21 protein-coding genes and 2 pseudogenes are annotated in these 26,668 nt (G+C 46.1%); 17 read left to right on the plus strand and 6 right to left on the minus strand.

The annotated features are described in order from the left end of the window. Positions 1–93 precede the first annotated feature (93 nt). From ACDJ59_RS02090 to ACDJ59_RS02100, 3 genes are all read left to right on the plus strand, one after another. Positions 94–600, plus strand: coding sequence for a type 1 glutamine amidotransferase domain-containing protein (locus ACDJ59_RS02090; RefSeq protein ID WP_036616900.1), 507 nt, complete (start codon positions 94–96; stop codon positions 598–600). Between the two features lie 104 nt (positions 601–704). Then, positions 705–1,151: a hypothetical protein gene (locus ACDJ59_RS02095; RefSeq protein ID WP_036616903.1), complete on the plus strand. Its 447-nt coding sequence runs from the start codon at positions 705–707 to the stop codon at positions 1,149–1,151. Between the two features lie 630 nt (positions 1,152–1,781). Then, entirely contained in the window at positions 1,782–3,050 is a 1,269-nt protein-coding gene (locus tag ACDJ59_RS02100; RefSeq protein ID WP_413407462.1) for an SEC-C metal-binding domain-containing protein, read from the plus strand. A gap of 29 nt (positions 3,051–3,079) precedes the next feature. Here the strand turns inward: ACDJ59_RS02100 and ACDJ59_RS02105 are convergent. Next, positions 3,080–4,881, minus strand: a pseudogene (locus tag ACDJ59_RS02105) (response regulator). 117 nt (positions 4,882–4,998) lie between these two features. After that, positions 4,999–5,586, minus strand: coding sequence for a sensor domain-containing protein (locus ACDJ59_RS02110; RefSeq protein WP_413407463.1), 588 nt, complete (start codon positions 5,584–5,586; stop codon positions 4,999–5,001). Positions 5,587–5,790: 204 nt separating this feature from the next. Between ACDJ59_RS02110 and ACDJ59_RS02115 the strand changes: the two are divergent. The 10 genes and pseudogenes from ACDJ59_RS02115 (at position 5,791) to ACDJ59_RS02160 (ending at position 20,322) form a co-directional block, all read left to right on the plus strand. After that, positions 5,791–7,783: pseudogene (locus ACDJ59_RS02115) on the plus strand (serine hydrolase). Between the two features lie 695 nt (positions 7,784–8,478). Continuing rightward, positions 8,479–9,732, plus strand: coding sequence for a histidine--tRNA ligase (gene hisS, locus ACDJ59_RS02120; protein WP_017686789.1), 1,254 nt, complete (start codon positions 8,479–8,481; stop codon positions 9,730–9,732). Between the two features lie 214 nt (positions 9,733–9,946). Continuing rightward, positions 9,947–11,725, plus strand: coding sequence for an aspartate--tRNA ligase (gene aspS, locus ACDJ59_RS02125; protein WP_036616911.1), 1,779 nt, complete (start codon positions 9,947–9,949; stop codon positions 11,723–11,725). A gap of 18 nt (positions 11,726–11,743) precedes the next feature. Next, the gene (locus ACDJ59_RS02130; RefSeq protein ID WP_076320351.1) at positions 11,744–12,502 is read left to right on the plus strand and encodes a ThiF family adenylyltransferase; all 759 of its coding nucleotides are present in this window, start codon (positions 11,744–11,746) and stop codon (positions 12,500–12,502) included. Positions 12,503–12,977: 475 nt separating this feature from the next. Beyond that, positions 12,978–14,276, plus strand: a complete 1,299-nt coding sequence (locus tag ACDJ59_RS02135) for an NCS2 family permease (protein WP_074096222.1) — start codon at positions 12,978–12,980, stop codon at positions 14,274–14,276. Between the two features lie 73 nt (positions 14,277–14,349). Then, positions 14,350–16,149 (plus strand): ABC transporter ATP-binding protein, encoded by a 1,800-nt coding sequence (locus ACDJ59_RS02140; RefSeq protein ID WP_413407464.1) that lies wholly within the window; start codon positions 14,350–14,352, stop codon positions 16,147–16,149. Between the two features lie 146 nt (positions 16,150–16,295). Continuing rightward, positions 16,296–16,961: a TetR/AcrR family transcriptional regulator gene (locus tag ACDJ59_RS02145; protein ID WP_413407465.1), complete on the plus strand. Its 666-nt coding sequence runs from the start codon at positions 16,296–16,298 to the stop codon at positions 16,959–16,961. Between the two features lie 21 nt (positions 16,962–16,982). Further along, positions 16,983–17,789 (plus strand): DUF4097 family beta strand repeat-containing protein, encoded by an 807-nt coding sequence (locus ACDJ59_RS02150; RefSeq protein ID WP_413409692.1) that lies wholly within the window; start codon positions 16,983–16,985, stop codon positions 17,787–17,789. 45 nt (positions 17,790–17,834) lie between these two features. Further along, complete coding sequence (locus ACDJ59_RS02155) at positions 17,835–18,005, plus strand: hypothetical protein (RefSeq protein WP_282320415.1); 171 nt, start codon at positions 17,835–17,837, stop codon at positions 18,003–18,005. A 136-nt stretch (positions 18,006–18,141) separates the two neighbouring features. Continuing rightward, on the plus strand, positions 18,142–20,322 hold the full coding sequence (locus ACDJ59_RS02160) for a HelD family protein (RefSeq protein ID WP_413407466.1): 2,181 nt from the start codon (positions 18,142–18,144) through the stop codon (positions 20,320–20,322). A gap of 122 nt (positions 20,323–20,444) precedes the next feature. Here ACDJ59_RS02160 and ACDJ59_RS02165 read toward each other — a convergent pair whose 3' ends face one another. Both ACDJ59_RS02165 and ACDJ59_RS02170 read right to left on the minus strand, forming a co-directional pair. Continuing rightward, complete coding sequence (locus ACDJ59_RS02165; protein ID WP_413407467.1) at positions 20,445–21,347, minus strand: DMT family transporter; 903 nt, start codon at positions 21,345–21,347, stop codon at positions 20,445–20,447. After that, positions 21,344–22,087 carry an SDR family NAD(P)-dependent oxidoreductase gene (locus tag ACDJ59_RS02170; RefSeq protein WP_413407468.1) on the minus strand — a complete coding sequence of 248 codons (744 nt, stop codon included), beginning with the start codon at positions 22,085–22,087 and terminating at the stop codon, positions 21,344–21,346. Before ACDJ59_RS02170 ends, ACDJ59_RS02165 begins: the two co-directional genes overlap by 4 nt. Before the next feature lie 136 nt (positions 22,088–22,223). Between ACDJ59_RS02170 and ACDJ59_RS02175 the strand changes: the two genes are divergently transcribed. The 4 genes from ACDJ59_RS02175 to crcB are packed head-to-tail and all read left to right on the plus strand — an operon-like array spanning position 22,224 to position 25,254. Next, entirely contained in the window at positions 22,224–23,114 is an 891-nt protein-coding gene (locus ACDJ59_RS02175) for a LysR family transcriptional regulator (RefSeq protein ID WP_413407469.1), read from the plus strand. Between the two features lie 42 nt (positions 23,115–23,156). Then, complete coding sequence (locus tag ACDJ59_RS02180; protein ID WP_413407470.1) at positions 23,157–24,464, plus strand: replication-associated recombination protein A; 1,308 nt, start codon at positions 23,157–23,159, stop codon at positions 24,462–24,464. 32 nt (positions 24,465–24,496) lie between these two features. Further along, positions 24,497–24,898: a fluoride efflux transporter FluC gene (locus ACDJ59_RS02185; protein ID WP_413407471.1), complete on the plus strand. Its 402-nt coding sequence runs from the start codon at positions 24,497–24,499 to the stop codon at positions 24,896–24,898. Beyond that, positions 24,895–25,254: a fluoride efflux transporter CrcB gene (gene crcB / locus ACDJ59_RS02190; protein WP_413407472.1), complete on the plus strand. Its 360-nt coding sequence runs from the start codon at positions 24,895–24,897 to the stop codon at positions 25,252–25,254. Before ACDJ59_RS02185 ends, crcB begins: the two co-directional genes overlap by 4 nt. A 104-nt stretch (positions 25,255–25,358) precedes the next feature. On the opposite strand, the gene ACDJ59_RS02195 is transcribed toward crcB, so the two are convergent. Together ACDJ59_RS02195 and ACDJ59_RS02200 are read right to left on the minus strand one after the other, a co-directional pair. Further along, positions 25,359–26,222, minus strand: coding sequence for an IS3 family transposase (locus ACDJ59_RS02195; protein WP_413409694.1), 864 nt, complete (start codon positions 26,220–26,222; stop codon positions 25,359–25,361). Beyond that, on the minus strand, positions 26,219–26,539 hold the full coding sequence (locus tag ACDJ59_RS02200) for a transposase (protein WP_413405187.1): 321 nt from the start codon (positions 26,537–26,539) through the stop codon (positions 26,219–26,221). The genes ACDJ59_RS02195 and ACDJ59_RS02200 overlap by 4 nt, the downstream gene beginning before the upstream one ends. Positions 26,540–26,668 lie beyond the last annotated feature (129 nt).

The raw sequence follows: 26,668 nt of genomic DNA on the forward strand, positions 1-26,668 counted from the left end.
TAATAACAAAACGAGGCACAACGAAGTACACCAATGTACTGCAAGACCCGATTTTATAAAGAAAGTTCGAACACGGAAAGGAGAACATACGTTATGAGTAAAGTTGCTTTTTTATTGGCGAATGACTTTGAAGATTCGGAGATGCAGGTCCCGTATGACGAAGTAAAAAAAGCTGGACATGAAGTGGAGATTATCGGATTAAAAGCCGGTGAGACCCTTAAAGGTAAAGGAGGAAAGGCCTCCTATACCACAGATAAGGCGATTGGTGATGCATCCGCTTCAGATTATGATGCAGTCGTGATTCCTGGTGGATCATCCCCTGAGAATTTGCGAAGTGATGCGCACATTTTGAAGTTTGTCACCGAGATCAACAGTGCGAAGAAACCAATCGCAGCGATCTGCCATGGTCCGCAAATTTTGGCTAGTGCCGGTCTGTTGAAAGGCCGCACGATTACATCCTATCCACCGCTTAAGGATGACATGGTAAACGCAGGGGCAGAGTTCAAGGATCATGAGGCCGTTGTGGATGGAAACTATATTACATCCCGTACGCCTGAAGATGAGCCAGCGTTTGTACGTGAACTGCTAAAAGTTATATAACTTCAGCTAGTGCAACTGACATATATTGATGTATCTTAACTACGTTACATCGTGACGTTTACAAACTTCACGTTGCATTTCATTCCGAAAAAGGAGGGTTTGACATGACAAAACATATTCAGGCGTATTTTCGAACCGAGGACGAGGCAGAGGGAGCAAGAACTTCGCTCCAAACGTTCCGTACAGAGCATTTGGAAGTAGGTCAACTGGACAGTGCGGTAGGTAGAGACACGCGTGTTATGGTGCCACTGGTGCCTTATAATACAGCAGGTGGCGTAGGTACCAACGGTGCAATGGGTGTAGGTGCAGCCCCTGGTGTTCCAGCTAGCGAAAATGTGATCCCTGTTGTAGCCAATGTGGACCGTGATGCAGAACGGGATACTCGTGACAGAGTGAATGAGGATGGAGACCTGCTGAACGCTGCAGATGTGTCTTCGGCCGATTATGATGATCTGCATTATGTTCTGTCTGCCAAAGTAAGAGATGAGGATTATGACGAGATTGTTCATAAGCTTCGTTCCAACCATGCCTATGTGGAAGATTTGAATTAACGTGTAGATACTTCTTGGCCCTTGCACTGCTCGACCACACAGTCGAGTGATGTGCAAGGGCTTTTTAATCAGGAGGATATTAAAAACTAATTTATAAAGCGCTATCATTTTTGTAATATTACTGTAATATTAGATACATAAGCCTTTAACATAGTGGGCTTATAATAACACACATGACCCCCTTTTTTTATATATCCTTTGAGCCTGCACACCGTGTGCAGGCTATTTTTTTTGAGCTGAGAATGTGTATGTTTTGGGTAGAGCTTACCCCTTTATTCAATTTTTGCTAGAATAGAGAGATGGGTTTATATATTCTACAGCGAATTGTTTTCATAGTTGGGCTACATTGGACGGTAAATCTAGCTCCAGCGATTGGGTTCAGGCGAATCCAATCCTATGACAGAGAGTATGAGGAACTCATCGCCAGAGTGATCCGTCATATTCCAGATGAACATATACTCGCTGAAACGGCCCCGCCTTTTTTATATAAATACGGGACAGCTGTTTCTGCTTGATCGATGGAATTTGAAAGTTATATAGAATGCCTCGTTTGAGAAATGACACCTACAATGCTAAAGCAACAGAGTTCTCATGCGAATGGCTAGAGACAGATTTAAGGGGGAATTAGTTTTGAGTAAGGTTGGAAGAAATGATTTATGCCCATGCGGTAGTGGGAAAAAATATAAGAAATGTTGTCTGAATAAGGAGTCCTCTGCAGTAGAATCCATACTGGGGATAATATCAACGGAGCAACCGGTTCGGGAAGCCTCCATTCAGCCTGAGAGCAAACTGACCTTGACCAAGCTGAAAAAGATGGTGGCAAGCGATTTGAAATGGGAGCACCCGGCTCACGAACAGCTGGCCCTGCAGACTACTGAGAACATGAGGAACCAATACGAGCCAGAGGTAATTTTGGAAGCTCTGGTGTTATGGAACGGCTACTCCCGTCAGACCCGCCCTACTGTGAAGAAGACAGGCTCGTTCTCTGCTGCAATTGAGTATTTGCTGTCCGAGGAATACGGCTTCAATGTCTCAAAGGCTGAGCTGGCTGATAAATATGAGGTAACGACAGGCACGATCTCCCGGAAGGTTAAGGAGATGAATAGTTACATCGAAGAATACGGCATGGGCGGTGAAACGGACGAGCTATTGATGCTGAACGGTCCAGGCACATCGAAAGACAAAGCACAGGCTCTGCTGTCTAAGGCGAGGGAAGCGAGCTCTTCCAAACGGAGAGTACATCTGGCGGAAACAGCGCTGGAGATGTATCCTGACAGCTCTGATGCGTATCTTATTCTAGCTGAGGAATCGGACAATGAGAATGATGCACGATCTTACCTCAAGGAAGGAATCGCTGCTGGCAAACGTGAACTGGGCGAACTGTTCTTTGAGGAGAACAAAGGGGACTTCTGGGGGCTTCATGAGACTCGTCCCTATATCCGGATATGCAAAAGCTATGCCGAATCCTGCTGGTTTGGCGGAGATACGAAAGAAGCAGCACAGATCCTGGAGCATATGCTAGAGCTTAATACGGAAGACAATACCGGAGCACGTTACCTGCTCGCTGCTGTGTATTTGTACAGCAACCAATTGGATCAGGCAGAGCAATTGCTAGAGAAGTATGGAAAAGGTGACGCTGCTACTGCCTTTGCTTATGACCAGATCATTCTGGAGTATAAGAAGAACGGGATCACCTCCCAACTCAAAATGCTGTACCGTGTGGCTCGGGGTGTGAACAAGCATGTGCCTGATTACCTGCTAGGTTTGAAGAGACTGCCGCATAACCTCCCTGATTTTGTCGGATTGGGCGATTCCGACGAAGCGATTGAATATGTCATTATGCACTCCCGGCTATGGGCGAGCGCGCCGGACTTGCTGAAGTGGATGCTAAAACAATAGAGGTATGAGAAGGCAATAGAAGTTGGAATTCATCTGATGAATCCAGCTTCTATTGCTTTTTGTACAGCTTCTTCCCGATTACGAACGCCCAATTTCATATAGATTGCGGAGGCATAGTTCCTCACTGTGCCATCAGATAAATATAATTTGGCGGCAATGGTTTTATAGCGTAGACCTTTGCAAACAAGCTGTAATATTTCCATTTCCCTTGAAGTCAGGCCGAAGTTCTCCGATGTATTGGGTTCCAACATTTTATTTCCAGTCTTGTCCATTTCGAGCTTTTCAAATAATTTATGCGACATCTCTTGATCAATCAGTGTGCCCCCGCGATAGACAAGACGAATCGTTTCAGCAAGTTCACGGGGTTCAATAGATTTCAATAAGTAGCCATCTGCTCCGCTTCGCAGAACTTCAAGGGCCTGTTCAGTATCCTGAAACGTGGTTAGCACTAGAATTCGAATGTGCGGCCATTTTTGTTTAATTACTTTGGCTGCTGAAATTCCATCCATATTGGGCATGTCCAAATCCAAGAGTACCACCTGGGGTTGATCCTGTTCACATCTCTCAATGGCTTGTAAGCCGTCCTCAGACATTCCGACCACTTGCAGATCATTGTGCCCCTCCAGAATGGTCCGCAGGCTTTCCCGGATGAAGGGTTGGTCATCCACAATCAGTAAGCGAATAACCTCATCCGATAATTCCACTTGTCTTGGCAATGTGCAAGTCACGAGCGTTCCTTCCCCGGGTTCGGAATAAACAGAAACTTGCCCTTGCAGATTCATGGTGCGCTCTTTCATCGCGTTCAAACCAAAGCCATCCTGCCATTCTTCCATTCCTTTACCGTTGTCCTGAATTTCCAGTCTAGCTTGCCGTTGCTCAAATTTTAGAGTAGCGGTGATTTCCGTGGACTCCCCATGCCGTACGGCGTTAGTTAAGGATTCCTGCAAACAACGATAGAAGGCCATCTTGGCCAGCTTGGGTAATGGGTATTCCTCTCCAAAGGTTCGGAAATGAACGTTTACTCTTGCTTGTGCTTGAAAATCTTCTACTAATTGCTGCAACGATTGAATTATCGGCAGTATCTCCTGCGGGGATTCTATCTGATGCAAGTATCCTCTGACTTCTTTTAGACTTCTGCGGGCTAGATTCAACAAAGAACCGACCTTCTGTTTCCCTGTTTCTGTAGAAAGTTCAGGACGCAATGTTTCTAACCCCATGATGATAGAGGTAAATAGGAATGTCCGATGGTATCATGGAGATCTTTGGACAGCCGATCACGTTCTTCGGCTAGCGTGATGCGTTCAATTTGGGAAAAATACTGTTGTAGGACCGTATTCTGTTCCCGGATGATTTCACTCTGTCGATGATTGACCACCAGCAAATGAAAGGCAAATCCAATGGCATAAGCGAGTCCAATTTGGATCATCATGACCCAATAATTGCTCTGATGGGATAACACATTAATCAAAATCGGCAAGAGCAGGATCGTTATGGGCCCTGTCCAACGATAGGATTGACGAGCGCTATTCACCGCAATCAGAAAAGCATAGGTCAGAAACGCGAGATAAGCTTCAGGAAACAAAGATGATAAATACAAGCATAGTCCGCCCGAAAAAATAATTTCTGTAAGCAGATAATATTTATAGCTGAGCTGCAAACAAAGCCAGGGAACAGAAAAAGCGAAAACCTGCCAAAAAATCAAAGCCCAAAGCGGGAGGGGGATCTGCTCATGCAACTGTACGGTGGTGAACATGAGAGAAATACTAAAAATAAGCCGAAATATGAACATGATCCAGTCATACCAGAACCACTGTTTTACCGTTTCAAACAAGTTCCTCACCCCAAGATACTCAGTCTTCTATGTCTTTTTATTTACAATATTAAATCTAAATCCGATTATATGACAATTTCTGCGTAAAGATTTCTAATGTAAATTGTAACACAGTAACTATCGGTTCAAGCTTTTTGTCATTTGACGCGTGTAGCCGCCGATTAGAAGAACCAAGACCTTTAATATCCAGGAACTTATAAAAGCGAAAATAACCCCCATAGCCATAATAAAAAGAGATTTCATGAAGGTATCTATCTGTATCCCAAAAAATTGGATATCAAAGATAGGAAAGAACAGCGGAGTTAGCATTAACAAAAGAGGCATCAGGCAGAGCAAAGCAGCACATAGGAGACATAGAAGACCAATCCATAGCTTCATCATCAACCAATAGATCGCGACCCAGTTACGTATATTCATAAGTTCCTCTTTAGCCTGAGCCCATAAGGATTGCTCTGATCTTATTCTCCGTTCGTAAGGCTGAGTGGTGATATCGGTGTATATCTTCGTTTGTATACGTTCGAATTGCACGAAGGTTAGCGTGGTTCGCAATACTTGTGTGAGCAGGGGAATGCCTGCGACTGTAAAAGAAAGACCTAAACCTAAAGTCAAAGTAATCAAGTAAAAGCAAAAGTAAAATAATCCTGTAGCAAAAGTGAGCAATAAGAAGTATCCATTTTGGAAAAAGCAACGGATCGTTTTATTCATGAATGTTCCATCGTCCCTTCAATGTAATAGCCAAATCATACCGATTCTCGTGTCACTTAATCCAGTGAGAAAATGTCATATGACATTACTAGGGGAACCAGAGGAAGTGGTGACGAAATGCAACTTGTTCGTATGACAAACGCTTTGCAATACTGGGTAGGCCAAGTGGTCATAGGGCAAATATGATAAAGGGAGATAGGAAACATGAGAAAGGCAATTCGCAATACCAGTCTTGCAGTTCTACTAATATCTGCGAGTATCGTAACAGGTTGTACAGCTACTAATGGTGCAGTTGCATCAGATCAGAAATCAACAGAGAAAGTCAGTTTGGAAGGGCCAAAAGATTCAAAGGAAGTAGAGGCGTTCGCTAATTCTGTATTTGCGGATAAGATGAAAAAATATAATACTGTCGGCTCCAATTTTGTAGTCGTTAAGGATGGGAAAGTGCTTTTAAGTAAAGGGTACGGTTATGCAGATAAGGAAAAGAAGGTACCCGTTGATAAAGATACTGTTTTCCAAATTGGATCTGTTACCAAGTCTTTTACAGCATTGGCGGCTATGCAGCTTGTCGATCAAGGGAAGATCGATCTTAAGCATGATATCCAAGAATATCTCGGCGAAATGAAAGTACCTAATAAAACGGGAAAACCGCTGACGATGTTCGATCTGCTTACCTATACGAGCGGGGTGGACTTGCCGGATATCGTGACTGATTTTTCGGTTGAGTATTTGAATAAGGACATTCCAATGAAGGGGTATCTCAATCAGAATATACCGACTGTGGTAAGACCTCCGGGAGAAGCTTATACGTATGACAATTATGGTTTTATGTTGGCGGGATATGCAGTAGAGAACGTAAGTGGCATGCCTTATTCTCAATATATGGAGAAAAATGTATTCAAACCATTAGGGATGAACAAGACCAGTGTTAGATTAACTCCTGAGGTATTATCCAATGTGGCTGCACACTATGGACCGAGTGGTGAGCTCCAGCCGACAATGGGATTCGCACCGTCCGAGAAGCCTGAGGGAGGCATGACTTCAACAGGTGGAGACATGGCCAAGTACTTGATTATGCACTTAAACAAAGGAGAGTTTGAAGGCAAAGAAATCGTCAGCCCAAAAAGTATCGATTTGATGCATACCTATCAGGTTTACGCTGATCCTACAATCCCCATCACAACCGTTGGTTTTGAAGGGTACTTTAACAATGTAATGAATGGGCAGCATGTGATACTCAAAGGGGGAAATGTTCCGGGGCATTCCTCTTTGATTGCTATCTTGCCAGAGAAGAATACTGCTATTTACTTGTCTTACAACAACGATTCAATGATGAGTCTAGATGTGTACGAGGCATTTATGAATCACTATTTTCCTAAGACTGTAAAAACACAGCCATCCACCTATTCGAACGTAAGCAAGCAAGCAGCTCAAGCTTACGTTGGATTATACAAAAACACACGTTTACATTCGATAAGGACTAAAATTTCTTATGCGAATGGGAATTTGTTGATGGAAACGGGGACTACCGGCAAGCATACGCTGAAAATGGTTCATCCGCTTCTATTTGAGGATGAAGCCGGTAATAAAATGGCATTCAAGAAAGATAAATCCGGCGATATCACCTATTTCTATTATACGAATCCTAAAGGAATGGATTTCGTTGCTCATGCTCAAAAAGTAAAGATGAAAACTGCATTTTCCGATGTGCCCAATAACAGTGTATATAAATCGTATATTGATAATCTAAACGGATTAGACATTATGGGAGCCCAGTCAGGTAACCGCTTTGATCCAAAAGGAAAGATGACACAGGGAGAATTTTCGGATGTATTGCTACGCGCCCATGGTATGCATACGTTTCCGGATGAATTTCGTGAGAATAAGAAACGGATGATAGAGGGAATTCCCAATTTTCAACCAAAGTCCTTAATTACAAGACAAATGGCGGCAGTTATGATTCAAAATCTGAAGCATGCAGCGCCTGGAACGAATGTTAAACTGATCGGCAAAACGGATTCATGGGCGGTTGATGCGATCACTGCGCTTGTTTCTCAAGGCATTGTAGACCCGGATACGAAGATTAATTCGAATCAGACTGTTGATTTCCGGTCCAAACAAACTTTGAGTCGCCAAGAAGCTAGGTGCCCTGCTTGATATAGCTTTTGATTACTACACCTTACCAATCAAACCCTGAATTGAAACGTATTAAAGTGAGGCGTTGGGTGGAATAGCCCTCACTTTTTATGTACCAGTGAGCGGATCGAAGCCATAGAAAGGGGGGGGGCCTTCCCCTGCTATGGCTAAGGCCGTCCGCAGCACCCAGCGCACACTGGCAACTTTCATCATAGGAAATACTATGACTCATTCTTCTTCCGTCAGTATGAGCGAAACTTTTTTTGTGCTAACTTTCATGTTATCCCTTGACTTTAGCACTGCGGTTCATTACAATCAGAAAATAATACGTTGACTATAGTCAACTTAAGTCGTTTCTTGAACTATATTATTGATTTGATGACGGGACCAAGTACTCCGTGCCCACATGACCAGAGAGGAATCCCCAGGCTGTAAGGATTCTCTTGATGAGCGGACGAATGACTTCCCCGAGAACAGACAGCGAACACAGCAGACTTGATCTGTTGACCAGTAGCTGGCCTGCGCAGGACGTGCGTTACACGTAGAGCGGAAAATCTGCTTGATCCTAGGTGAGTTTGACATTCCTGATCATCAGATGAGACCTGAGCGGCTAAAGTGTCAGGATTCCGGAATGTGGGTGGTACCACGGGTGAATGTATATTACACAATCTCTCGTCCCTTTGTTTGCTATACATAGCAGACAGGGCGAGGGATTTTTTTGTTATATAGAGAAAATCAATGCTGGAGGGATGAACGATGGCTTTTCAAAAACCGACTGGAACGCAGGACTTACTGCCTGGAGTTGTCGAGAAATGGCAGTACGTAGAAGAAAAAGCACGAGATCTGTGTCGACGGTTTAATTACCGTGAGATTCGTACACCGATCTTTGAACAGACTTCTTTATTTGTACGCGGTGTAGGAGAGACTACCGATATCGTTGAGAAAGAAATGTATACCTTTGATGACAAAGGCAATCGCAGCATGACTCTTCGTCCAGAGGGAACAGCAGGTGTTGTCCGTGCGTATGTAGAGAATAAAATCTACGGCGAACCGGATGTGAGCAAGCTCTATTACATCGGTCCGATGTTCCGGTATGAGCGTCCGCAGGCAGGCCGTCAGCGTCAGTTCCACCAGTTTGGTGTAGAAGCCATCGGTGCGCTGGACCCTGCGATTGATGCGGAAGTAATCGCACTAGGTTACCAGTTGTGTGTAGAACTCGGCTTGAAGGATGTCAAAGTGGAGATCAACTCCGTTGGCAACTCAACCAGCCGTGCAGAATACCGCGAGACGTTACTTGGGTTCCTTAGACCGATGAAAGACAGCCTGTGTAAGGACTGCCAGTCCCGCATGGAGCGTAATCCGCTGCGTGTACTCGACTGTAAAGTCGATCAGGACAAATTCGTTGGGGCACCGTCCATACTGGATAGCCTGGATGAAGAGTCTTTGAATCACTTTGCCAAGCTGCAGGCATACCTGGATGATTTCGGAGTGGATTATGCTGTGAACAATCGTCTGGTACGGGGCTTGGATTATTACACACTGACTGCGTTTGAATTAAAAGCCCAAGGTATTGGAGCAATAGATACGGTTGGCGGCGGTGGTCGTTACAATGGTCTGGTTGGAGATATCGGGGGACCTGATCAGCCGGGCATCGGCTTCGGTATTGGTCTGGAGCGTATTCAACTGATTCTGGAGCACCAAAATATTGAGGTTACTACGCTGGCTCCACTGGATGTGTACTTTGTTGCTCTGGGAGAGGCTGCTGATCGTGAAGTGAACCGTCTGTTGTTCAAACTTCGTCAGTCTGGACTGTCTGGTGAACGTGATTATCTGGGCCGCAAGATGAAAGCACAGATGAAATCAGCTGACCGTTTCAAATCCCGCTATACCGCCATCCTTGGTGACGACGAGCTGGAGCGTGGTGAGATCGCCCTCAAGTCGATGGATACGGGTGAGCAACAAACCGTGAAGCTTGATGATCTGGTAGCGGCAATTCGCGAAGGTAAATAAGCACGAAGTTTTACATTAAGTCTTAAACATTCAAGTAAAACAATTGATCCGGCAAAAGTACTGAGGTTCACCGACGTTTCCAAATTAAGCGGAAGTTGGCGACCCAGAGGTAACATGCCTTTTCGAATACATGGTCTACACGTAACCGGACTGTTAAAGAGCAGGCACTAACTGCCCATACAGAACGGAAATTCACATAATGAGGAGTTTGGTTATGAAAAGAAGTCATCATTGCGGCGCATTAACACCCGCACACATCGGTGAAACAGTAACATTGAACGGTTGGGTTCAGACCCGCCGTGACTTGGGGGGCGTACTCTTCATCGACCTGCGTGACCGCAGCGGGATTGTACAAGTTGTCTTTAACCCGGCTTATTCCGGTGAAGCTCTGCAAATCGCAGATCGCGTACGTAGCGAGTATGTTATCGCTGTAACGGGTAAAGTTGTTAAACGTGATGCTGAAACAGTTAACAAAAACCTGCCTACTGGCGAAATTGAAGTTCAAATTACAGAAATCGAAGTGCTGAACGCAGCTAAAACACCTCCATTCTTCATTGAAGATGGTGTCGAAGTTGATGAATCCCTTCGTTTGAAATATCGTTACCTGGACCTGCGTCGTCCGGAAATGTTTGAAACACTGAAACTGCGTTCCAAAGCATCCAAAGTGTTCCGTGACTACCTGGATGGAGAAGAGTTCGTTGAAGTGGAAACACCAATCCTGACCAAGAGCTCCCCGGAAGGTGCGCGTGATTATCTTGTACCGAGCCGTGTGCATGAAGGTGAATTCTTCGCCTTGCCACAATCCCCACAAATCTACAAACAGTTGCTGATGGTGGGTGGCGTTGAGCGTTATTATCAGATCGCTCGCTGTTTCCGGGATGAGGATCTGCGTGCAGACCGTCAACCAGAATTCACTCAAGTCGACATCGAGACTTCTTTCTTGCAACAGGATGACCTGCTGCCAATGATGGAAGAACTGATGGCCAAATTGCTGCGTGAAACCAAAGGCATTGAGCTGGAACTACCTTTCCAACGGATTACGTATGCAGATGCAATGGGTAAATACGGTTCAGACAAACCAGATCTGCGCTTTGGTATGGAACTGGTTGAAATGAACGATATCGTAGCAAACAGTGGTGTAAAAGTATTTGCTTCTGTCATCGAAAAAGGTGGAGAAGTCAAAGTATTGAACGCTAAAGGCTGTGGCACATGGAGTCGTAAAGAGATTGATGATCTTGGACCATTTGCTGCACGTTACGGTGCGAAAGGTCTGGCTTGGATTCAAGTGAAAGACGGCGAGTTCAAAGGGCCAATCGTGAAGTTCTTCACGCCCGAAGAAATCGAAGCTGTCAAAGAACGTACTGGTGCTGAAGATGGAGACTTGTTGCTCTTCTCCGCAGACACGAAAAAAGTGGTTGCTGACGTTCTGGGCGCATTGCGTCTGAAAATCGGCCGTCAACTCGGACTGATTGATGACAGCAAATTCAAATTTGCTTGGGTTGTGGACTTCCCACTCCTCGGATATGATGAAGATGCGAAACGTTATGTGGCAGAACACCATCCGTTCACACGTCCAAAAGACGAAGATGTACATCTCTTCGACACTGATCCGGGCGCAATCCGTGCTCAAGCCTATGACCTTGTTCTCAATGGTTATGAAGTAGGTGGCGGTTCGATGCGTATCTACAAACGTGATGTTCAGGAGAAAATGTTTGCTGCCCTTGGACTTTCTACAGAAGTAGCGAATGAGAAATTCGGCTATCTGCTGGAAGCATTCGAATATGGAACTCCACCACATGGTGGTATTGCCTTTGGTCTGGACCGCCTCGTGATGTTGCTGGCGGGCCGCACGAATCTGCGTGAAACGATTGCCTTCCCGAAAACGGCAAGTGCAACGGATCTGCTCATGAATGCACCATCCGAAGTGGATGACTCTCAATTGGAACAACTTCACATCCGTGTAGCCCGTAAACCGGTAGCGGAAAAGAAATAAAGGAGGCATCGATTCTCAATGCTCCATCAATTTTCAAGAACAGAACTTGCGATCGGACCGGAAGGTCTGGACACGTTGAAGAATAGTACAGTCGCTGTGCTCGGTATTGGCGGCGTAGGTGGAATTGCTGTAGAAGCTCTTGCACGTAGCGGCGTTGGGCGTATCATCCTGATTGATAAAGACGTCGTGGATATCACCAACATTAACCGCCAGATTCATGCTCTGACCACGACTGTAGGGCAGAAAAAAGCGGACCTGATGGTGGAACGTGTGAAACTGATCAATCCGGAATGTGATGCAATTGCCCTGAATATGTTTTACACGGAAGAAACGTATGAGGAATTGTTCAAATATGAACTGGATTATGTGCTGGATGCATCCGACACGATTATCTACAAAATCCATCTCATTAAAGAGTGCCTGAAACGTAAAATTCCGATGATTTCCAGCATGGGTGCGGCGAATAAAATGGACCCTACGAAATTCCAAGTTGCAGATATTTCGAAAACGACCATGGACCCGATTGCCCGTGTTGTGCGTACGACACTTCGTAAAGACGGCATCAAAAAAGGTGTGAAAGTGGTCTTCTCGACTGAAAAGCCGATGAAACCGCGTGAGGACGTAACACAAAAAATCGTTCCCGAGAATGCTCCGGAAATTCGTAAGGCTAAACAGCCACCTGCGAGTAACTCATTTGTGCCTCCGGTAGCCGGACTGATTATGGTCAGTGTTGCGATCAAGGATTTGTTAGAAATTGCAGAGAACAAGCAGCAGTAACTTGCTGCCAACTGAAGAAGCGTGGATGCTGATAAGGCATCTGCGCTTTTTTGTGTGATCATACTTCGCAAGAGAGGAGCGGATGGGACGTCAATCGTCTATGATAGCCGAACTGTATTCATAGATAAATGTCAGAGTTACGTCATGTACTTCAAAGTCAAAACCGTGTATGATATTCACTGCTGCGCGAAATGATGATACATACATAATGAATTTGCGGCATATAGGTTCAACTTAACTTTTTACACGAGAACGGAGAGGACAGAAAAAAGCTGGAGAAGCGAAGCGTTCGCCTAAAAGCTTTCTGAAAGAAAGCTACATCGGAAGCATACGCTATAAGCGGATTTTCCCCTTGGAGAAGGAAATGCAAAAAATCTGGGGATAACAGCGATCGAAAGGTTATTCTGTCATCGGAGTGGCAAGTGTAAACATTCTTTAGTTGAATTTATAATTAGAGAGAGGGGAATAGAACGAAATGAAACACGGATGGATGACCAGACGTCTTGGCATGGAGCCAGGAGACCAGTGGAAAAAGGAAGTTGTGGCGGGAGCCATTTCCTATTTTGCCGTGGTCTATATCGTTATGGTCAATGCTACAATTCTTTCCGATGCCGGAATGCCCTTGCAGGCAGCTATGGTTGGAACCCTGCTGACGTCCATTGCAGGCTGTTTGCTCATGGCATTTGGCGGAAAATCACCGATTATCGTAGTACCCGGAATGGGGATTAATGCATTTTTCACGTATACACTTGTACATTCCATGAAATTAAGCTGGCAAGAAGCGCTGGCCGTTGTAACCGTTACAGGTATACTGTTTGCCATTGTTGCGTTTACGTCACTATACAAAATGATCAGCGAAGCAATCCCTAAAAATCTGCAGCATGGCATTACGGTCGGGATTGGTTTGTTCCTCACATTTATCGGTTTACAAAAAAGTGGAATTGTCATCGCACACCAGACTACGTTTGTTGCGATTGGGCACTTCAATGATCCGAATGTCATTACAGCCTGCGTTACGCTGGTGCTTGCCTTGATTTTATTTATACGTAATGTACAGGGTGGACTTCTCATCAGTATTCTGGTCGGGACAGGCCTTGCCTATGTACTTGGTGCAGTGAACCCGGGTGAATCCGTATCAGCGATGGATGCGCTGCGTCAATACGGTGGGTTGTTTGGCGAATTGTCTTTGATGAAGCTGGCTGATGTTGCATTCTGGATCGCGGTATTTTTGCTACTGCTAATTGTGGTGTTTGAAAATATAGGATTAATTACGGCTCAGACACAGATGATTGGTCGTCCAGAGCGGTTCAAAGGTAGTCTGCGTGCTCTATCCATTAGCACCGTGCTGGCAGGTATATTCGGAAGTAGTCCTCCGGTTGCTGCAGCCGAGACTACAGCCGGAATTGCGGCAGGCGGTCGCACAGGTTTAACTCCGCTCGTCACAGCCGTGTTATTCGGAGCTACTTTTTTCTTCATCCCGCTACTCGGTTACATTCCTGACAGTGCAATTGCTCCCATTTTGATCATTATTGGTGGCCTGATGGTGCAAGGTGTGAAAGATATGGATTTTGGTGACTTTACAGAGGCGTTCCCGGCATTTCTGATCATGGTCATGATTCCATTTACATATAGCATCGTAGACGGTATGGCGTTTGGATTTATTGCCTATCCATTAGCGAAGCTGGCAGCAGGTCAAGGTAAACAGGTACCTGTGGTCATGTATGGCATTTCCATCCTCTTTTTAGCCAATTTTGTGTTGCATGGAGTTTTGTAATAACAAAAGGCAACGTCATGTAAGTTCATACGTATGATCTCTGGTGAGCAGTTGGAGAACGGGAGGAACGGGAATGGAAGAGCAGCAACAAGCAGGGCAGAATGAACCGAAGGTAGGAAAAAAGGGATTTAAGGATTTCGTCAAGCTTATCGCTTCCACGAATCCGCCAAAACTCATTTTGATTCTTGCCCTCATCTTAACCCTGATTCAAACAACAGCCGGACTGATCGTGCCATTGATGACCAAAGGTCTGATTGATGGACTTACCACTTCGGCACTGAACAAATCTGTGATTTTATTGTTGCTGGGGGCATTTGTGATTCAGGCGATTGCCTCGGGTATTAGCATTTATATGTTAAATTACGCCGGACAACGCGTGGTCGCAACACTTCGCACCAAGCTGTGGAACAAGGTATTGTCGCTGCGAATGCCGTATTTCGATCGCAATCGTACAGGCGATACCATGAGTCGGATTACGAATGATACAAGCCAGATCATGACATTGATCGCAGACTATCTGGTTTCCTTTGTGTCCAACATCGTTGCTGTAGTGGGTGGCGTGGCGTTACTGTTCTATTTGGACTGGGTAATGTCGCTCATTATTCTGAGTCTGGTGCCACTTACGCTGTTGATTCTGTTGCCGGTCGGGAAGAAAATGTACAAGATCTCCAAGAAGCAGCAGGACGAGATGGCAGGTCTTACGTCCGTGCTCAGTCAGGTTATTGGCGAGATTCGCTTGGTCAAAGCCTACGGCACGGAGAAACAGGAAGTGGAAGCAGGGGATTCCCGGATTCGTAAAATGTTCGCTTTTGGCTTGCAGGAAGCACGCATCCTTGCTCTGATTGGTCCCTTGTTTACATTTGTCATGACTGCCGTACTGGTCGTTATTCTGGGTGTGGGGGGAATGCGCGTAGCGTCTGGATTGTTGTCGCCTGGTGAACTGGTTGCGTTCATTTTGCTGTTGTTCCAGGTCATTATGCCAATGGGGCAATTTACGACGTTATACTCCCGTTTGCAAAAAGTCGTAGGTGCAACGGAGCGCATACAAGCGATCCTTGCCGATGAGGAAGAGCCACATGACAGTACCAAGGTAGCTCCAAAAGGAAATGAGACGATTGCATTCCATGATGTGCACTTTTCCTATGTTACAGGTGAGGAAGTGTTGCACGGGATTAATCTGACGGTACCTACACAAAAAGTGACAGCCATTGTCGGTCCCAGCGGTAGCGGAAAATCAACACTGTTCTCCTTGATGGAGCAGTTTTATATGCCCGATTCAGGCCATATTTCATATGGGGGACAAGCCATAACAGATTATTCTTTGGCCTCCTGGCGCAGCAAGATTGGGTATGTATCTCAGGAAAGTCCACTTATGGCGGGTACGATCAAAGACAACATCACGTACGGATTAGGTCGTGAGGCCACGATGGATGAGATCCGGCGAGCTGCTGAGATGGCCTATTCTGCCGACTTTATCGACAAGCTGCCACAGGGCTATGACACGGAAGTGGGCGAGAGGGGAATCAAGTTATCCGGGGGCCAACGTCAGCGGATTGCTATTGCTCGTGCCTTACTGCGCAGTCCGGATATTCTTATGTTGGATGAAGCGACATCCAGTCTGGACAGTACCTCCGAGTATGAAGTACAACAGGCTTTGTCCAACCTGATGGAAGGCAGAACCACGATCGTGATCGCGCACAGACTGTCCACAGTTGTGGATTCCGATCAAATTGTTGTATTGGAGCATGGACATGTTACCGGAACAGGAACTCATACGGAATTAATTAGCAATCATCCGGTATACCGTGAATTAGCGCAGAAACAGTTTGTGGCACAGGAAGGCAATGCAGCTACAGTACAAAACGAAGAGTAATTCTCATTAATGCAGGGTCTCCGTAATACCCATGAGGTATTTCAACGGAGATCCTTTTTCTTTTTCTGAAATTCCTCATATTGACAGTAAGACCAACATACTCTATATTTTAGATACCGACCGTTGGTATGTATAAGGAGGAACTTATGGCCAGAAATAAATACCCTGAGCAGACACTGGACCTGATTCTGGCAGTCTCAACTCAAATGTTTACTGAAAAGGGATATGAAAAGACCAGTATTCAAGACATTATAGATGAATTAGGTATGTCCAAAGGTGCAATATATCATCATTTCAAATCCAAGGAGGATATCCTTAGTGCAGTGATGGAGAAGGAGCTTGGGCGGGCAGAAGACATGTTTATGGAACTCATCCAGAACACGCATGCTCCGAATGCCAGACAGAAGCTCATCAGTATTTTGGAAAATATTATCGTTGATCCTGGCATCCAGTCTAACTCAATAGATCAGGTGCTTAGCACTCAGATCAAGAATCCGCAGTTTGTACTCGGTGGAATCAGGAAGGGTGTTCTAAAAGACGCACGAATTATTGCCAATATTATGGAGCAAGGCAAGAGTGATGGATCGATTTCTGTCGAATATCCGCTGGAGTGTGCTGAAATCTTCATGCTGCTTGTTAATATCTGGATTAACCCTCTACTTTTTGGACGGGATCGGGCACAGACATTGGAAAGGCTTAAGTTTTTGCAACACATGATGAAGCTCTTGGGAGCAGATATCGTTAGCGAACAGCTCATTCAGCGAATTACGAATCGGCATGCCAGCACGGGAGGGTATGCGGAGGCGGAATAAACATATACCTGATTGTTTGAAATGGAGAGGGAGAAGATGTTGAAAAGTAGTGAGCTTGCCATATGCAAGAGCATAGACATTGATCAACCCATTCAAGATATACAGCTAAATTGGTTGTCAGGAGATATCAGAGTTCTTCCGAGTGTGGATGAACTGATTCACGTTATACAATATGCGGATACGTGGTTTTCCAAGCTAAGGCTGATGCAAGTTAACATACAAGGGGGTACCTTTAGCATTGCGGACGGGAGAAAAAGGAGAGGCCTCGTTGGAATAAATATTGGTAGAACAGCATTGGAGATTCAGCTTCCTGATAGGGTTTTTGATCGTATTTTACTAAACTCCTCAGGAGGACACCTCCGGTTGAATCGGCTTCTGGCCACTCGTTGTCAATGCAAGATCACCTCAGGTCGTGTAGACCTATCAGGGAGGATGGATGAGCTTGAACTGTGCGCATTGGCATCCGTAGTGAAAGGGCAGCACCTTAGTGCAGATAAATTCAATCTTCAATCCAGTTCAGCCAAGATCGACATTTCGGGGGAGTTTCGTCACTTGCAGATTATCACAACAGGCAGAAAATTAAATATGGACTGTCTCAAGATGCCAGAGAAATTCCATTCCGTATCCACAGGGGCAAAGGCAGTGGTTTCCATTCCAGATAACGAAGGTTTCCGAATTTTACTTAAAAGAAGATCAGGAGCGTTAAAAAGCGAATTTGATTTGACTCCCCTTCATGGGGACAGCAACTGTCTAATACACAAAAGTGGAAAAAGTGAATTCCAAGTGGATATTCGAGGAGGAGCTTTTCATCTAAAATCCAGGAAATGAGAGACTGTTCGTGTGTACTGAAAACAAAGGGGGGCGGTAGGTATAATGGCTGGTTGGATTGTAGGGATTAGTTTTTCCACCATCGTACTGCTAATCGGGATTTACGGCGCATTAAACAGCAGGAGCAGGCAGGCCAGAAACAAGTGGGCCTGGTGGTTTATTCTGTTTGGTTGTTGTGCGCTTGTCAGTGCCATCATTAATTATCAATTCAGATGAGCCTCATATATTACAAAAGTAAGCCTACAAAACGGATGTGGCTTTCAATTGCCCTATGTGATATAGTAAGTATCCTTTTGTATTGCCAGATCTAGGCGATGCAGAGCAAAACATATTCTTAGGAGGTAACTGAAACATGTCAGACAGCTTTCAAAGTGCCTATCAAGAAGAAGAGTACAGGTTAGAGCGAACGATGGAGGAAGTGGATAGTCAGCTGGAACGACTGCAGAACATTCCGGTATACACCGGCCACGACTTCACAGAACAAGTGCTGGAAGCTGGACGCGAAGAGCGCCGCACCGCCTTGTCCAAGAGCGCGCAGCAACCCTATTTCGGACGCTTGGATTTCGAAGAACAGGGCAGTGGTGCACGGAAACCGCTGTATATTGGCAAAATTGGCGTAGACCGCGAAGAGGTGGGAGAGCATCCGCTCGTCATCGACTGGCGTGCTCCTGTCGCAAGCCTGTTTTACTCATTTACGGGAGGCGAAGCCTCCGCTACGTATGAAGCCCCAGAAGGGCTTATAGAAGGTCTGGTATATCTGAAACGAAACGTTGTCATTCGGCAGCGGATATTGGAACGTGTGGCGGATACATATAACCGTGACAGCGACCAGCCAGCGGTATCTGATGAATTCCTCGTTTATCGTCTGGGAGAGAACAAGGATAACAAACTGCGTGATATCGTATCTACGATTCAGGCGGAGCAGGATCTGATCATTCGTGCGGCGAGAAACACCGCATTGATCATTCAGGGTGTAGCGGGATCCGGGAAAACAACGGTTGCCCTGCATCGGCTTGCCTTTTTGCTGTATCAGTACAAGGAGCAGGTATCTGCAGAGAAAATGGTTATTTTTGCACCCAACCACATGTTCCTGGATTACATCTCGGATGTGCTTCCGGAACTCGGAGTAGGGGACATCCAGCAGCGGACATTCCCGGATTGGGCGATGAACCTGCTGGGGCTGGAGATGCCTTTGGCGAATACGTCGGATACATTGAACACATGGTTTGAAAAACCAGATGCACGGCCTGAATTGAATGATGATGTACCTGGGCGTTACAAAGGATCCATCCGTTTCATGGAGCTTATTCGAGAGTGGCTCTCGGGCATGGAAGCGGATTCCGTACCGGATATGGACTTCAGTCCATGGGATGGTACGGTGCTCAGCAAAACGGAGATCGAGAGCTGGTTCGGTGAGGAATATAAACATTATCCACTGGCCAAACGCAAAGAACGGGTCATGGCGCGGGTTCACCGCTGGATTGAGATGGAACTTAAGAAACCGATGCCAGAAGCTGTGCGCAAAGAACGCAAGAAAAAAGCGTCTACTCGTGAGAAAGCTTATGCCAAAAAATGGCCTCAATATGAGCCGCTTACGTTATACAAACAGCTGTTCAAAGCTGCAAAGGGCGGATCTGTGCCAGCCTCGCTCAGCGGGCTGATTCCAAAACTAGTCATGAAACAAACAGCAGCAGATCTGAAACAGGATATCGTCCGTGAAGAGGATTTGCCTGCATTGGTATACATTCATACACTGGTCCATGATATTGAGGGTTCGGAGCGATTTGACCATATTGTGATCGATGAAGCCCAGGACTTTTCACCTTTCCATGTGGCGTTATTGGATCGTTTCGTCAAAGGGCATTCCTTCACCATACTGGGTGACTTGTCCCAAGGGATTCATGAGTACCGTGGTGTTCATGCGTGGGAAGAGATGAGTTCTCTATTTCCTGAGGAACAGAATGCATACTTTGCATTGACCCGAAGTTATCGTTCGACGATGGAAATTATCGACTATGCCAATACGATTCTGGAACGTGGTGTCAAGAGCGGAATTACGGCGATTCCTGTTTTCCGTAGTGGTGATCCGGTTCGGACGTTGGCTTATGGAGGCGAAGGGCGGACGGCGAGTCTGGAGCAGGCTTTGAAGGTATTAACGGTCAAAGACTACCGAACCGTCTCCATCCTGACCCGTACACTGCATGAAGCAGAGGAAATTCATCGTGAACTTCAGGCCGCAGGCTGGGATCTGAACCTGATCGATGGAGGCAAAAAGCAGTACACAGGTGGGCACTCCGTTTTGCCTGTCTATCTGTCCAAAGGGTTGGAGTTTGATGCCGTTATTGTGGCAGACGTAGACCAGAAGCATTATTTGCCAAATGCGGGTGATGCAAAGCTGTTGTACGTTGGTTGTACACGGGCCTTGCACGAGTTGTGGTTGTTTCATGACGGTGTACTGCCGATCTATGCGGCTGCAACACATAATCCCGATGGAGAACCCGTAACCATTCAGGGTTGGCCAGAGCTTGGTTAGATAGAGTTTACTTATACAACAAAAGGCATGGCGTTCATGGGAAAATCCCATAAACGCATGCCTTTTTTGCTTTTGTACGCAAAATGACTAATCTCCCAAGGAAGAACGCGGGGAGTGCAAGTTTATGTTACGCTATTTCTCATTCTGGATGAGCGACGGTTCACCAGGAATATACCAATACCAATAAATAAACCACCTGCCAATGCAAACCACTGAACGTGTTCTCCTAGTAAAATCCAACTCGATAATACACCAAAGAACGGTGCCAGAAACAGATACGAACTGGTTTGGGCTGGGTCACTATTCTGAAGCAGATAAAACCAGAGTGAGAACTGAATGATGGAGCAAACAAGCGTTAACCAGAGCAGCGCCATAACCGAGGTGGTATTGACCATAAAGTGAGGCTGTTCAGTCCATACGCTCAGCAGAAGCAACGCAGCACCTCCAGCAAGCATCTGATAGGCTGTTAAGACAAAAGTATCATAGCCATTGCCCCAGCGTTTGATGAGCAATGTGGACACGGCAAAGGAGATCGCTCCACCAAATCCAATCCAGGTTCCGGGGCTAAAGCTCATCTGCCACCCAAAAGTTAACATTATCCCGATGAAACCGAGTATAACACCGATCCACTGACTGAAACGGTAGGTCACTCTATATAAGAGAGCACTGAGGATAATGACCAGTAGCGGATTGGTAAACGTAATAATGGCGGATTCACCGGATGTAATCCAGTTCATGCTGTAGTAGGCGCAGCCCATCACTCCTGCGGATTGGAACAGACCAATGAGGATTATTTTCAACCAAGACTGCCATCCAGTAGGCAAAGGACGTTTACGAAGGAACAAGGCCATCAATCCACCTGCCAGTATATAACGTATGCCCATGAGCAGGAAAGGTGGGGCATATAACATGCCGATCTTGCCAACTGGAAAAGAAGTACCCATGATTAGCGTTGTTAAAATGATCAATAGTGTATATTTCAATGGTTTGATGATCCGGGTATCTTTATCATGACTGGAGCTCATAACGTCTGTCCGCTATCTACAGTAATTAGCTGCCCGGTCATGGATTGCTGTTCCAGCGCAGCACAGATCATGTGTGCGATATCTTCAGGTGAGGCAATATGTTGTAATAACACTTCTCCGCCAAGACGATACATTCGCTCCTCGTTTCCAGCCCACCACCTTGTAGCAACTGCGCCAGGGACGATAGCATTCACCCGAATGTGTGGTGAGAGTGCGTGCGCAAGTGATAAAGTTAGACCGTGAACGGCCGCTTTGGAGACGGCGTAAGGGAGGGAAGAGCCCGAGCCCGTACTGCCTGCGATGCTGCCCAAATTCACGATTGAACCAGCGCCAGCCTGTCTCATCCCTTCCGTCACTGCACGAGCGCAATGAAACATGCCTTTCACATTCACATCAACCAGCTCATTCCAGACGTCATCTGTAACAGACTCCAGATCGTGCATGGGTATATGACGCGTGATTCCGGCGTTATTTACAAGTGCAGTGATCGGGCCATAGGTTTCAGTTACTGTAGTGACCATCCGCCGGACATCAAGATCATTGGCAACATTGGCTTGAACAGCGAATGCATGGCCTCCCGTATCCAAAATGTGTTGAACAGTCTCCCTTGCTGCATCTTGTGAGCGGGAATAGTTGACAGCGACCAAGGCTCCGCGTTCAGCGAGCATCTCACTTACAGCACGTCCTATACCTGTTCCACCACCTGTGATCAGAGCAACTCTATTTTTCCAGTATGTCATGCTGAACACTCCTTATCATCATCCAGTCAGATGACTGGTTTGGGATCTACATGAATTGTAGTCCGGTTTACACATGAAGTATAATGATTGGTAATGAAGCGGATATCATTTTGAATGATGTCAGAGTGGGGGGACCATGGAGAGCGGGGATCTTAGAATATTTCAGTGTGTTGCACAGGAAGGGAATCTGACCAAAGCTGCTTCTAAACTGGGGTATGTTCAATCCAACGTAACGGCACGAATCCGGCATCTGGAAGCAGAAGTGGGTACAACGTTGTTTATTCGTCATAACCGAGGCATGACGTTATCTCCAGCCGGAGAAATGTTGCTGACCTATGCAGATAAAATTATTGGTTTGCTGAATGATGCTTCCAAGGCACTTCGGGCGACGAGCACACCATCGGGTCCAATGCGAATAGGGTCTACACAAACCGCAGCGGCCGTGCGACTACCTGAACTTTTCGTCAGATATTATAAACAGTATCCAGATGTCTCCTTGTCACTGGTTACTGGCAATTCGCAGATTCTTATGGATCAAGTGATTGGGTATGAATTGGAAGGGGCTTTCATTGGTTGTCCCTGTGATCACCCCGACATCATTTCTATTCCCGTATTTGATGAGGAACTATTTGTTGTCTATTCTGGTATGGGTCCTACGGATGAAGATCTTAAGAGTAAACCGATTCTTGTCTACAGCATGGGGTGTTCCTATCGTCAGATTTTGGAGGAGTGGTTAGAGGTGGGTGGTGTTACCCACCCAGTAATTATGGAATTCGGAACCCTTGAAGCGATTATTAGTGGAGTTACGTCCGGCATGGGAATTTCCTTATTACCAGAGATTGTGATTAGACATCAGATCGAAAATGGATTACTGCGCACGCATACACTCCCCGTAGGTATGAATCGCATGATGACTCATTTTATTACTCGCAAGGATGCCTTTGTCAGCAGTGCACTTCATGCATTTATGGCTATGTTACCGCGAGAGTATGATATGATAGAGAGTGGAGAACCATCAGAAGTGTAATTGTATTCAAGGTAAGGCAATCCGTTAAGGAAGTGATGAGCAATGGATTTATTTTCGTTTCAACAGGACTCAAAACCACAAGCTAGACTGCTCGCGGACCGCTTGCGGCCAGAGCATCTGGATGAATATATTGGACAGGAACATATTATTGGACCGGGGAAATTACTCCGGCGCGCCATCGAGGCTGATCAGATTTCGTCAATTTTGTTATACGGCCCGCCGGGATGTGGCAAGACTACCTTGGCACATATTATTTCCCAGCAAACGCAAGGACAGTTCGTACGTCTGAATGCAGTGGAAGCTTCCGTCAAGGATGTGCGTGAAGTCATCGAACAGGCGCAAACGAACAAACAGCTGTATGGAACCAAAACTATTCTGTTCCTCGACGAGGTACATCGGTTTAACAGTTCACGTCAGGATGCGCTATTGCCAGCGGTAGAGAAGAGCACGATTATTTTTATCGGCGCAACAACAGAGAATCCCTTTCATTATGTCAATGGCGCCTTGATGAGCCGTTCAACCCTGTTTCAGCTAGAATCGCTAAATAAGGATCATTCCCTAATTGCAATGCGCAGAGCATTGAGCGATGCGGACAAAGGTCTGGGGTTCATGGAACTGCAGGCGGACGACGAGGCGCTTGAGCATATTGCAACGATGGCCAACGGAGATATTCGGCGTGCGCTTAACGCGCTTGAACTGGCTGCGTTGACCACGCCACCGGAGAAGGATGGGTCCATTCATATTACGCTTGGTGTAGCTGAAGAGTCTATTCGGCGCCCTATTGTGAAGGCAGATGAATCCACCCAGTATGATGTGTTGTCTGCATTTCACAAGAGTATTCGGGGTTCCAGTGATGCGGCGCTGTTCTGGTTTCTATACGCGGTGGAGAAGCTCGGCATGGACCCGATGACCTTCATTCGGCGCCTGATTGCAGCGAGCAGTGAAGATATTGGACTTGCGAACCCGCAAGCCATGACTCAGGCGATTGGAGCACTTGATGCGTACCGAAATAACGGCTGGCCCGAAGCCAAGCTGAACATTGCACAAGCGATTCTGTTCGCGGTCGAAAGTCCAAAATCAAATGCGGTGTACACCGCCATTTCCAAAGCCATGAACGCGATTGATGAGGTGAAATCGGCAGAAGTTCCGCTTCACTTGCGAGATACGCATTACTCGGGTGCCGTGAAGCTTGGACATGAGGGTTATCAATATCCGCACAATTACCCTGGGCATTATGTGAAGCAAGAATATTTGCCAAAGCAGCTCTCACGGAGAGTATTCTATGAGGCCACGGAGCAAGGCAACGAATCGAAGATCAGGCTGAATCAACAGCGACGCAGAGAACTGTAAGACAGACAGATCACTCGGGAGATGCACACAACATGAAAGAGCTTTTGTATATAGGGGCGGGTGGATTTCTCGGTACATTAACCCGATATGCCATACAGTTAGCGATACCAACTGTCCATGGGGGATTCCCTTGGGCAGTGCTGCTAATCAATGCGATGGGCAGCCTTTTTTTGGGTTGGTTCTTTACCATAGCTGTTCCAGGCAAAATAACACCACAACTTCGACTGGCGATTGGCACAGGTTTTACTGGCGCATTTACGACATTCTCCACGTTTACACTGGATATTGTTCGTTTATCCGAAGGGAGCGAATGGATCAGTGCCGCTATTTATATGATCGTAAGTCTGTTGGCAGGGTTGTTGCTCTGTGCGCTGGGAATGAGCCTTGGACAGCGTATGTTGGGAGCACAAAGACAAGAGGGTGATGCCTCATGATCCTGTGGATTGGTTTTGCAGGTGTGCTGGGTGCGGTACTGCGTTACAGTCTGGGAAAATGGGTCTCTGGCTTGCTGGGAACGGCTTTTCCGTGGGGAACATGGATCATCAACATCAGTGGTTCACTGCTGCTTGGGTTGTTATACGGGTGGCATCAATCTGCAATGATCTCAGATGGAATCTGGGTGATCTGGGGAACCGGATTTTGCGGTGCGTACACGACGTTCTCTACCTTTGGTTATGAGACGTTAGGACTTATGAGTCGACAACGATATGCAAGCGGGGCGCTCTACGTCATCAGTTCGGTTGTAGTTGGGGTGTTGGCTTGCTTGGCAGGAGTCTGGTTGACTGCATAACGAACTATTTTTAATTTTTTTGCAAAAATAAGCAGGAAAAAAGCCATCCTTCATGGTATACATGAAAGTGGTCATACCCCTGTCAAGTAGACAGATGAAAAAAGCTATGCTGCCAGTGCGCATCGATATTCAATCGGTGCGCGCTGTTTAAGTTTGGCTTGAAAGCGTCGGTAGTTGTAATTGTACATGTAATCTTCCACGGCTTGTCGAATCTCTGCTTCTGAATTACACTGGTTAAGGTACAGCTTCTCTGTCTTGAGATGCGAAAAGAAGGATTCGATGCATGCGTTATCCAGGCAGGTTGCTTTGCGAGAGTGGCTGCCTTTGACGCCGAATGCTTCTAATCGTGTGTTGTACGCCTGAGACGTGTATTGGAAGCCCTGATCCGAATGGAGCACGGCTTCTGAAACGTCTCTTTTTTGTGTCCATTGTTCCACCGTATCCAATACGAGCTGAACATCGTTCCGTTTAGATAACTGCCAAGCTACAATCTCGTTGTTGAACAAGTCTTGAATCACGGACAGGTAAACAAATGAATTCCCATCCGAAATATAGGTAATATCCGTCACCATTTTTTGCTGGGGTGCTGTAGCGTGAATTTTGCGTTTCAGGCGATTCGGATAGATCACAGATGGCGTATAGCTGGACTTCTTCCGCTTCTTACGAATTACCGATTGGATCGATAGTTCCCGCATGATTCGCCATACTTTCTTGTGATTCACGTTCAGACCAGCCTCCCACAACGCCGTTGTCATGCGAGGATAACCAAACTCTCGGTTTTCAAAATGAATAGCCATCATGTGTTCTTTGATCTCACGGTCACGTTCTTGTCTTGCGTCTCGCTGCGGCTGGGTTGCTCGCCATTTATAGTAACTGGATCGGGGTATTCCTGTAATCGATAGTAGGCGTGTAATGCCATGCGAGCAGCGCAATTCATCGATGATATCGTAGTTCTCCCGTTGGCTCAGCGCTTCTCCTTTACTAGATTTGGATACCGCTTTTTTAAATAATCCACCTGTGCTTGAAGATAGTCTCGTTCTTCCTCCACGCTACCAAAGGCTGTACGGGGACGTCCCTTCAATGGATTGGGCACACTGTTTTTTCGTTCATCGAACGCTTCCCCGTTTTTCCACTTTTTCACCCACACCTTCAGTTGTGAACAGTTGCGAATTCCTTCGCGTTCAGCGACTACTTTGTAACTTGAAGAACCTTCGACATAGGATCTAACTGCATTCAATTTGAATTCTTCAGTATACGTCTGAAATGTTTGCCCTTTTTTCGCCATAAAAATATCCCCTCCAAGTATCACTTGAACCTCCATGATAACATGAAGGTTTTTTTAAGTGTCTACTTAAAGGGGATAATACCAAAAGACGGCTTTTTTAATAGGGATACACGGTATTGTGTATAATCC

It is taken from the genome of Paenibacillus amylolyticus (assembly GCF_047302515.1).
GTDB classification, from domain to species: Bacteria; Bacillota; Bacilli; order Paenibacillales; family Paenibacillaceae; genus Paenibacillus; species Paenibacillus amylolyticus_G.